Origin of the sequence: Haemophilus sp. HMSC071C11 (genome assembly GCF_001837655.1) — a bacterium.
GTDB classification, from domain to species: domain Bacteria; phylum Pseudomonadota; class Gammaproteobacteria; order Enterobacterales; family Pasteurellaceae; genus Haemophilus; species Haemophilus influenzae.
This window is the reverse complement of sequence record NZ_KV833429.1, coordinates 1-7,953: the sequence shown is the minus strand read 5'-3', so window position 1 is coordinate 7,953 and position 7,953 is coordinate 1. Positions and strand designations below refer to the sequence as shown.

Annotated in this window: 14 protein-coding genes; 10 read left to right on the top strand and 4 right to left on the bottom strand. The window is 38.7% G+C overall.

Going from position 1 to position 7,953, the window contains the following annotated elements:
• Window positions 1-209 precede the first annotated feature (209 nt).
• On the bottom strand, window positions 210-449 hold the full coding sequence (locus HMPREF2644_RS06230; protein ID WP_005688828.1) for a helix-turn-helix domain-containing protein: 240 nt from the start codon (window positions 447-449) through the stop codon (window positions 210-212).
• Between the two features lie 99 nt (window positions 450-548).
• Here HMPREF2644_RS06230 and HMPREF2644_RS06225 point away from each other — a divergent pair, with 99 nt between their 5' ends.
• From HMPREF2644_RS06225 to HMPREF2644_RS06215, 3 genes are read left to right on the top strand one after another with little or no spacing between them, the layout of a single operon-like run.
• A complete protein-coding gene (locus HMPREF2644_RS06225; RefSeq protein ID WP_042594836.1) occupies window positions 549-1,214 on the top strand; it encodes a S24 family peptidase in 666 nt (221 codons plus the stop codon).
• Between the two features lie 60 nt (window positions 1,215-1,274).
• A complete protein-coding gene (locus HMPREF2644_RS06220; RefSeq protein WP_042593374.1) occupies window positions 1,275-2,012 on the top strand; it encodes a HipA family kinase in 738 nt (245 codons plus the stop codon).
• Window positions 2,009-2,824, top strand: a complete 816-nt coding sequence (locus HMPREF2644_RS06215; RefSeq protein WP_042593368.1) for a DUF3037 domain-containing protein — start codon at window positions 2,009-2,011, stop codon at window positions 2,822-2,824. Before HMPREF2644_RS06220 ends, HMPREF2644_RS06215 begins: the two co-directional genes overlap by 4 nt.
• A gap of 99 nt (window positions 2,825-2,923) precedes the next feature.
• On the opposite strand, the gene HMPREF2644_RS09305 is transcribed toward HMPREF2644_RS06215, so the two are convergent.
• Together HMPREF2644_RS09305 and HMPREF2644_RS06210 are read right to left on the bottom strand one after the other, a co-directional pair.
• Window positions 2,924-3,091, bottom strand: a complete 168-nt coding sequence (locus HMPREF2644_RS09305) for a hypothetical protein (RefSeq protein ID WP_162877841.1) — start codon at window positions 3,089-3,091, stop codon at window positions 2,924-2,926.
• A gap of 360 nt (window positions 3,092-3,451) precedes the next feature.
• Window positions 3,452-3,622 (bottom strand): YegP family protein, encoded by a 171-nt coding sequence (locus HMPREF2644_RS06210; protein WP_005655314.1) that lies wholly within the window; start codon window positions 3,620-3,622, stop codon window positions 3,452-3,454.
• 14 nt (window positions 3,623-3,636) lie between these two features.
• Between HMPREF2644_RS06210 and HMPREF2644_RS06205 the strand changes: the two genes are divergently transcribed.
• On the top strand, window positions 3,637-3,858 hold the full coding sequence (locus HMPREF2644_RS06205; protein WP_042593369.1) for a hypothetical protein: 222 nt from the start codon (window positions 3,637-3,639) through the stop codon (window positions 3,856-3,858).
• A 278-nt stretch (window positions 3,859-4,136) separates the two neighbouring features.
• Window positions 4,137-4,295: a hypothetical protein gene (locus HMPREF2644_RS09300; protein ID WP_162877577.1), complete on the top strand. Its 159-nt coding sequence runs from the start codon at window positions 4,137-4,139 to the stop codon at window positions 4,293-4,295.
• Here the strand turns inward: HMPREF2644_RS09300 and HMPREF2644_RS09295 are convergent.
• Complete coding sequence (locus tag HMPREF2644_RS09295; RefSeq protein ID WP_158523417.1) at window positions 4,273-4,440, bottom strand: hypothetical protein; 168 nt, start codon at window positions 4,438-4,440, stop codon at window positions 4,273-4,275. The genes HMPREF2644_RS09300 and HMPREF2644_RS09295 overlap by 23 nt on opposite strands.
• A 267-nt stretch (window positions 4,441-4,707) precedes the next feature.
• Here HMPREF2644_RS09295 and HMPREF2644_RS06195 point away from each other — a divergent pair, with 267 nt between their 5' ends.
• The 5 genes from HMPREF2644_RS06195 (at window position 4,708) to HMPREF2644_RS06175 (ending at window position 7,915) form a co-directional block, all read left to right on the top strand.
• Window positions 4,708-5,445 carry a DNA-methyltransferase gene (locus HMPREF2644_RS06195; RefSeq protein ID WP_005651093.1) on the top strand — a complete coding sequence of 246 codons (738 nt, stop codon included), beginning with the start codon at window positions 4,708-4,710 and terminating at the stop codon, window positions 5,443-5,445.
• A gap of 13 nt (window positions 5,446-5,458) precedes the next feature.
• Window positions 5,459-5,803, top strand: a complete 345-nt coding sequence (locus HMPREF2644_RS06190; RefSeq protein WP_005651091.1) for a hypothetical protein — start codon at window positions 5,459-5,461, stop codon at window positions 5,801-5,803.
• The gene (locus HMPREF2644_RS06185; RefSeq protein ID WP_012054992.1) at window positions 5,800-6,093 is read left to right on the top strand and encodes a hypothetical protein; all 294 of its coding nucleotides are present in this window, start codon (window positions 5,800-5,802) and stop codon (window positions 6,091-6,093) included. Before HMPREF2644_RS06190 ends, HMPREF2644_RS06185 begins: the two co-directional genes overlap by 4 nt.
• 11 nt (window positions 6,094-6,104) lie before the next feature.
• The gene (locus HMPREF2644_RS06180) at window positions 6,105-7,016 is read left to right on the top strand and encodes a recombinase RecT (protein WP_042593348.1); all 912 of its coding nucleotides are present in this window, start codon (window positions 6,105-6,107) and stop codon (window positions 7,014-7,016) included.
• 260 nt (window positions 7,017-7,276) lie between these two features.
• Complete coding sequence (locus tag HMPREF2644_RS06175) at window positions 7,277-7,915, top strand: P22AR C-terminal domain-containing protein (RefSeq protein WP_042593347.1); 639 nt, start codon at window positions 7,277-7,279, stop codon at window positions 7,913-7,915.
• The last annotated feature ends 38 nt before the right edge of the window (window positions 7,916-7,953 follow it).

The following is a 7,953-nucleotide window of genomic DNA, read 5'->3' as shown; positions in this document are numbered from 1 at the left end:
ATCGCAATTAATTCTTCATTTTTGAATCGCTGTCCCTTTGTTTGATAAAGACGATTGTTTAATTCCGCCTCCGAAAATCCGAGAAACCCTGCAACCGCACTTTTGCCGCCAGGTATCTTTTCAATCATTTCCATAATGACTTTCTTCATTGCCATAATTTTTGCCTTTTTTTTATGGTTTTCTTTTCTGTTGGTGTTGGTAAATTACAGTCATGCGATAATCGCAGAGCCTGACTTAATAGGTTTGCTAAAGTGTCGAATTTCTTCCGCAGAGACAGAACCGCCCAAGGCTTGAGATAGAATCTCGGAATATCTGGTTTCACCTGTATATTCAGTTCTTGGTAGAGAATTTGATGTGCGCCATTTGTAAACAGCTCGAACAGAAAGCCCACATAAATCTGCCACTTTAGCTGCACCCAAAGAGTCAATAATATGTTTTAAATTTCCCATATATAATCTCTTTAAATGAACTTTAAGTACATCTTAAATCAGAACTGAAAGTACTTCAAGTTTTATTTATAATTGAACCGTTAGTTCAAAGGTGAAAAAATGATTACTGAAGAAAAAATTAAACAGGACTTTGCTGCACGGCTAGACATTGCGTGCAAAAGAAAGAACTTGCCAGAAAAAGGCAGGGGAAAAGTTATTGCAGATATACTGAAAATTACGCCAAAAGCCGTGAGTAAATGGTTCAATGCGGAGACATTGCCAACTCAAGCAAATATTTATGTATTAGCTGATTTTTTGGGTGTAACAAAAGAATGGCTGACTTATGGCGATAAGAATGCCTCTATTGAGAAAATCGAAAAGCAAATATCCTACCCTTTGCTAAGCCCAATCCAAGCAGGACTATGGACAGATATTAAATCGCTTGAAGGGTTTGACGGTTACGAGATGATCCCAAGCACAGTCATAGCCTCTGAAAACTCCTTTTATTTACGAATTGAAGGGAAATCTATGCTCCCCCGATTCAACGAGGGCGATCTGGTTTTAATCGATCCTGATATTGTGCCAACGCCAGGAAAATTTGTGGCGGCAATCAATGGCGACAACGAGGCGACATTTAAACAATACAAAGAGCTTGGTACAAGAACACCAGAAGGCATACCGCACTTTGAGCTTGTTCCGCTTAATCCAATGTTCCCAACATTAAGCTCACTCAACCAAGAAATTCGCATTATTGGTGTGGCAAGGGAACGTGTAGAAACGTTATAACACAGAGCTGCAAGATAGGTTTGGATTGTGAAGGCAGAGGAAGTGTTATTGGATAAGAGAATGGATAAAATCATAGTTATTAGAGAAAGAATGGAAATGGGAGTAACCCGACCCTTTATCTGTCAAACAGATAAAGGGAATTGGTTTATCGTAAAAACATTGTCTATGATGCCAATCGGTCAGTTATTAGCGGAAGTCATAGGCTCAAAACTGGCTCATGAAATAGGGCTCCCCTGTCCAAGTATTGATTTTGTTGAAGTAAGTCACGAATCAACCCAATACGTTTCCTCAGAGTGGCGGCAAGACTTGCCTAACGGAATAGCGTTCGCATCATCATTTGTGGTAAATGCCAAAATTGCCAAAACCGTTCAAGTCAAAAATCCTGCATTTTTATCGGAGCCGGAACAAAAATTGCTCTACATGTTTGATCGTTGGATTTTAAATTCAGACAGAACCTCATCACAAGTCGGCACAGGAAATATTAATCTGCTGTTTGACGAACAACAGCAAAAAATTTTAGTGATAGATCATAATCTTGCCTTTGACGAAAGAGCTGATTTTTCTGAACATATCTTTTCACAAAAGAACAGAGAGTGGCGACTTGACTGGGTAGATAAACAAACTTTTATGGACAAAGCCGTTGACATACTCAAAAATTTTGACGATATTTATCAATCCATTCCTGATGATTGGTTTGTGGAAGATGAGGTATTTCACAAAATTGATCAACAAATTAACCGAATAAAAGCACTTTTAAACCGAATAACACAAGAAAATTACTGGGACAACATAGAATGAAACAACCTATTTTATACAGCTTCGTGCGGTATCGTCCGTATTTTGAAACAGGCGAATTCGTCAATGTTGGCTTATTGATGTGCGAGCCTGAAAAGAAAAAACTCACTTATCAACTTGTACCTAAAAATAACAAGCGTGTGAATGATTTTTTCTATAAAAGCAAAATGTTTGAAACTGTCCGCGAGACTATTAATGATGAATTACAATATATCGTTAGTCAGCCATTTAACGGAAGTGCGCAGGATATGGCAACCTTCTTTCACCATTACATTGATGTGAAAGAAGGTATTGTTCAATATAGCAATGCAGCGGTAGGAATGGTGGATGATCCGCAAGGTTATTTTAACAAGCTATATACGCAATTCATCCAAAATGCTGGAGTAAAACCAGAAAACCAAGAACAAGCGATTTTGAAACATTACAAAACCTTGTTTAGACAAGAAAACGACAGTGTTCTTGCACAATACAAACAATATATGGTGAATGGTGATTTTGCTAAATTTGCCCTTCCTTTGGCATTGAAAAACCAACAAGATAAACATATTTTAAAAGCGGTAAAACCTCTTGCATTCGATCAGGTTGAAAGCCCGAGCATGATTGAACATTGTGACAGCTGGGTAGCGAAAATTAATCGCGCAGAGCAAGAAGGATTTATTAAAAGAGAGAATATTTTATTTGCTCTTGATACACCAAACACAGCGCATAAAGCTAATATTCTCGACACAATTAAGCGAACATTTGATCACTTCAAATTACAACACATTAGCTGGGATGAAGATAAACAAATTATTAATTTCGCTAAAGCCATTTAACCGTTAAACCACGCACTGACGCTACTTGATTCGATGTTACCGACATCAATGTCGGAGACATATCAATCACAATAAACCGCCTAATTGGCGGTTTTTTTATTACTCATTAAACGCTGCAATCAACTCCTCCAGCACAATCCTCTCCTGCTCATTAGCGCGCACAATCCTCAACTCTTCATCTACGCGCGACACTATCTCATTAATCCCTAAGCTATTAATCCCTTCGCAATTCAGAGAGATTAGCCATTTTTTAAACTCTTTTTTCATAATTGCCCTCCTTATCGGCAGTGGCATAATAAACCAACCTCAATTTAAACCAACTATCGCTACCAAAATTTGCGATCAGCATCGCAAAAATCTTAAAAACACACCACAAAACACAAACTTTGCTTTTCAATCGATTAAAAAATAAGCAATCAAACACTATTTCAAAAAATTTATTTCTTTAGAAATCAACCTAATATAAACAAAAAGTACATTTTATTAAAAATATGTACTTTTTGTTCTTGACTGTAATGAACTTAAAGTACATAATAACCACATCAAAACGAGATACACATAACCAACATCTCAACGCTCTTTAAAAATTGTGATGAAAAAAAAGCCCCGATAAACAGGGCTAGGTTACTAAGATTCATAAATTGGTGTATTGCGATTAGTGTCCATAACAAGATGAATGCAATGTAGGCAGTTCTGTTTGGTTGTATAACCTTCACTAACGGCAATGATTTCGTGATTAGCGGCTTTTAGTCGCCAATACCACTGATTGTTTACACCTTTAAATATTTGAAAATACATATAGATAATTCCTTATGCAAGATGAAATGAAACGCTATGCGATTTCTTATAACTTTAAAGGTTCCAAATGGGCTGCAGAAATTTATGCACACTCCTTTGAAGAAGCAAAAGAAAAAGTCAAAGCAATGTCCCAAGCAACCGTAGATGGCGTAATCCATCATTCTATTTATATTCCGGTTAAGGAAAAATCATGGCTTGCAAGGTTAATTGTTAGTATAGTCAAAAAATTCACTTAAGTAAGTGATAATCATCACAATTTTAGACAATTTGGATAAAAACACACTCGTGAAATGCCATTTGTGAAAATCGCCAGTTGCAGATTAAAAGCCCTGCACCAATGAGTGTGAGATATTGCGGTAATGAGAAACGAAGCCAGTCGGTGGGAAAAGCTAAACGCAATATCACATTTCAAAACACATTTGCTAGTACAGAGACACAACGGCATGTGAAACCGTTGCGAATGATAGATGAAGTGTGTTTTGAAATAGTAACAATAAAACAAACGAGGTTAAAAATGGAAGAAAAACAAGAAAGCAGCCTATCTGAAAGAGATAAAGAAAAAATCAAATTGGCTGTATTAGAAAGTGCGGCTAAAAATACCAGCTTAACGCCTAGTGAGTTAGCGGAAGCACTTTGTCTAGCAATTAAGTTTATTGACCTCTATGAGCGTTAATAACTTCCGCACTTGTTACTTCGTCAGAAATAATTTCCTGTAGATTTTTTGAAAGCGTAGAAATAAATTCAGCGATTTCATCTGCAGCGGATTGATTTAGATTTCTGTAATGCTCAGATGATGTTCTTAATACATCTCTAGTCATAATTAAAGCTAATTTGTCAGCAGTCTTTTTAAGCATAATGATTACCTCATAAGTGGTTGTTGTGACTAAAAATATTATATTCCTCATTGTTGTGACTATCAATAAGGGCTTGAGCCTTACAAGTATAAAGAAAGGCACCCTATCTAGACAAAATCAGCACAGACTGATTGCACTACTCCAGTTACCGCTCCCGACCGCACTTTTGAAAAATCGTGTGGCGGATTATTACACCCAAAATTCAACAAATCGACTAAAAAGGAAACAAAAATGAAAACCGAATTATTCAACGATCACTTCCAAAACTACAAACGCTACCACATCCCAAAAGCGCAGCTAGTCATCGCCGACATTCCCTACAATCTCGGTAATAATGCTTACGCTTCAAACCCTGAATGGTATGTAAACGGCGATAACAAAAACGGCGAAAGCGACAAAGCCAACAGTAGTTTTTTTGATACAGATAAAGATTTCCGCATTGCCGAATTTATGCATTTTTGTTCAAAAATGCTCATCAAAGAACCGAAAGAACGCGGCAAAGCCCCTTGTATGATTGTGTTCTGCGCTTTCCAGCAAATCTCAATGGTGATTGATTACGCCAAGCAGCACGGCTTTAAAAATCACATCCCTTTGGTGTTTATTAAATCATCATCACCACAGGTGCTCAAAGCGAATATGAAAGTCGTCGGCGCAACAGAATATGCCTTGATTTTATACCGCGATAAACTGCCGAAATTTAACAACAACGGCAAAATGATTAAAAACTGGTTCGAATGGGAAAAGGACAACCGCAAGGAAATCCCTAAACTGCACCCGACACAAAAGCCCATTGCCGTGTTAAAACGCCTCATCGAAATCTTTACCGATGAGGGCGATGTAGTGATTGATCCAGTTGCTGGCAGTGCATCCACGCTACGCGCCGCACGAGAGCTTAACCGCCCGTCCTATGGCTTTGAAATCAAAAAAGACAGCTGCAAAATCGCAAAAGAAAAAATGCTTAATATCTAACAAGGAGCCCCAAATGAAACACTCGAAAACCCCATTACGCCAAGAAAAACAAAGCTTCACGCACTTTATGAAAGGCAGTGAAAAATGGCTAAACAGAATCTGCTATTTTCTCGCCGCCTTGATTATTGCCATGATTGTGGGTGGGATTAGCCTACACGCCAATGCCCACCCCACCGATTGGCACGATAACGAATTAAGCCAACAAATCCAACAAGAAACCCGATGTGAACTGAAAGGGGGCATATATGAAAACGGTGTATGTTTACCGCCTAATCTTACACTGGCAGCAGAAAAAGAACTGCAGGATTACACCGCACAAAAACAAGCAGAAATTAACCGCACTTGGAGTAAACAATGAAACCTTACGCTGATCACTACGCTCAACTTGATGCGGCTCACCAACGTAAAGTGGATTGGCAAGCAGGCTATGAAATCGCTTTAGATGAAGTCGCTACTGAAATCGACAATGATTTAAAACAAGGCGATCAAACGCATTATCACGAACTCACGGAAATGCTGTGTGATAACGATAATTTCTGGCTTGCTATTGGTAGCGGTGCAAGTTATGAGCCTTATAGACAAGAGGCGATTAAGAAAATCGCCGAGCGTGAATTAAACGACAGAATGAATGATTATGACCCAGATTAATGGAGGGCGAGATGACAAACCAAGTCCAACATCAACAAAATAAACAGCCACCTGCGCTTAAAACATTTTTTGAAAGTGCGAATGTGCAAAATAAGATTAAGGAACTTGTTGGCAAAAATGCGGCAACCTTTGCAACAAGTGTCATGCAAATCGCCAATAGCAATGCAATGCTTAAAACAGCAGACCCAATGAGCATTTTTAACGCTGCCTGTATGGCTGCGACACTGAATTTGCCACTACAAAATGGTTTAGGCTTTGCTTACATAGTCCCTTTCAGAAACAACAAAGAAAAGAAAACCGAAGCGCAATTCCAAATTGGCTATAAAGGCTTTATCCAATTGGCACAACGTAGCGGGCAATTTAAACGCTTAGTCGCATTGCCTGTGTACAAAAAGCAACTTATCAAAAAAGATTTCATTAATGGTTTTGAGTTCGACTGGGAGCAAGAACCTGAGCAAAACGAAAACCCAATCGGCTATTACGCCTATTTTAAACTGGTAAACGATTTTTCGGCTGAACTCTATATGAGTCACGATGACATCGTCAAACACGCTCAACGCTACAGCCAAACATTTAAAAAAGGCTATGGCGTATGGCACGATAACTTCGAGGCAATGGCATTAAAAACCGTAACTAAGTTATTGCTATCAAAACAAGCTCCACTCTCTGTTGAAATGCAACAAGCCGTATTAGCCGACCAAGCCGTTGTGAAAGATGTAGAAAATCAAGAATTCAACTACACCGACAATATTCAAGAAGCGGAATTTTTAGCAGTTGTTGATGAAGCCACATTCGAACAATGCAAACAAAGCATTACCAATGGCGAAACCACCCTGCAAGAACTTTGTGATAGTGGGGCGTATGAGTTTAGTCAAGAGCAATTAACGAAACTTGAAGAGCTAGAAAATCAGAAAGCAGAATAGTCATTGACACCGCCCCTACTTCGGATTATGATTACCGCACTTACACAAAACCAATAGCGGTATCCCGCACCCGATAGCATAGCGGTTTTTTTATGCCTATAAATCTGATCTACAGATCTGTAGAACACTATGATCGGGTCGAGAGAGCGATATACAATACACTTGAATAAGCTCCAGCCGACTATTGGCGGTGTAAGTGAAGCCCGATCACCCTACTTACAGTGTTCGGATTATCAACTTAATCCAATAGGTATAAAAAGATGTCAAATCTAACCATTCTTAAAACTGCAATTCGTACTTTTGAAAACCTTTACTCATTAAACGATCTTCACATTGCTAGTGGTGCTGAAGCAAAACATCAACCTTCATTATTTATTCGCCTTGATGCCACTCAAGAATTGATTTCTGAAATTCAAAAAGAAACCGACAAAGAAAATATCCTGCAATCATTCCGTAGCGGTGTAAATCGCGGCACTTACGCCTGCGAAGAACTTGTAATAGCCTACGCAATGTGGATCAGCCCAAAATTTCACTTAATTGTATTGCGTGCTTTCTTAGCAATGCACCGCAACCAACCACAACAGTTAGCCTTGCCCGAACCTGAGAAATACACCTTTGAATTTACCGAATATGAACTTCAACAGCTTGCTTGGTTGTGGTTTGCTTTCAAACGTGGCGTAGGTACATTTCAACATATCGAAAAAGCCTTTAACGTTTTAGGCTCGAATATGAGTGGGCAAATCTACGGGCAGGCTTACGAATATTTAAGCGTGCTACGTTCAACAAACCAAATCTTAAACCGCATCACAAGCGATTTTAACATCGACCCAATGACAAACTGGCGTGTATTAAAACACTTGCGAGGCTTTAATCCAAAAGCAGTCAAAATCGACTTCTAAAAACACCACAAAATCCGACCGCACTTTTTTAAGCCTGC

Bases quoted from the DNA above. Each gene is read 5' to 3' on its own strand.
- HMPREF2644_RS06205 (WP_042593369.1), top strand. From the start codon at position 3,637: ATGCAAGATGAAATGAAACGCTATGCGATTTCTTATAACTTTAAAGGT.
- HMPREF2644_RS06195 (WP_005651093.1), top strand. From the start codon at position 4,708: ATGAAAACCGAATTATTCAACGATCACTTCCAAAACTACAAACGCTAC.
- HMPREF2644_RS06210 (WP_005655314.1), bottom strand. From the start codon at position 3,622: ATGTATTTTCAAATATTTAAAGGTGTAAACAATCAGTGGTATTGGCGA.
- HMPREF2644_RS09305 (WP_162877841.1), bottom strand. From the start codon at position 3,091: ATGAAAAAAGAGTTTAAAAAATGGCTAATCTCTCTGAATTGCGAAGGG.
- HMPREF2644_RS09295 (WP_158523417.1), bottom strand. From the start codon at position 4,440: ATGACTAGAGATGTATTAAGAACATCATCTGAGCATTACAGAAATCTA.
- HMPREF2644_RS06190 (WP_005651091.1), top strand. From the start codon at position 5,459: ATGAAACACTCGAAAACCCCATTACGCCAAGAAAAACAAAGCTTCACG.
- HMPREF2644_RS06225 (WP_042594836.1), top strand. From the start codon at position 549: ATGATTACTGAAGAAAAAATTAAACAGGACTTTGCTGCACGGCTAGAC.
- HMPREF2644_RS06230 (WP_005688828.1), bottom strand. From the start codon at position 449: ATGGGAAATTTAAAACATATTATTGACTCTTTGGGTGCAGCTAAAGTG.
- HMPREF2644_RS06175 (WP_042593347.1), top strand. From the start codon at position 7,277: ATGTCAAATCTAACCATTCTTAAAACTGCAATTCGTACTTTTGAAAAC.
- HMPREF2644_RS06215 (WP_042593368.1), top strand. From the start codon at position 2,009: ATGAAACAACCTATTTTATACAGCTTCGTGCGGTATCGTCCGTATTTT.
- HMPREF2644_RS06185 (WP_012054992.1), top strand. From the start codon at position 5,800: ATGAAACCTTACGCTGATCACTACGCTCAACTTGATGCGGCTCACCAA.
- HMPREF2644_RS09300 (WP_162877577.1), top strand. From the start codon at position 4,137: ATGGAAGAAAAACAAGAAAGCAGCCTATCTGAAAGAGATAAAGAAAAA.
- HMPREF2644_RS06220 (WP_042593374.1), top strand. From the start codon at position 1,275: ATGGATAAAATCATAGTTATTAGAGAAAGAATGGAAATGGGAGTAACC.
- HMPREF2644_RS06180 (WP_042593348.1), top strand. From the start codon at position 6,105: ATGACAAACCAAGTCCAACATCAACAAAATAAACAGCCACCTGCGCTT.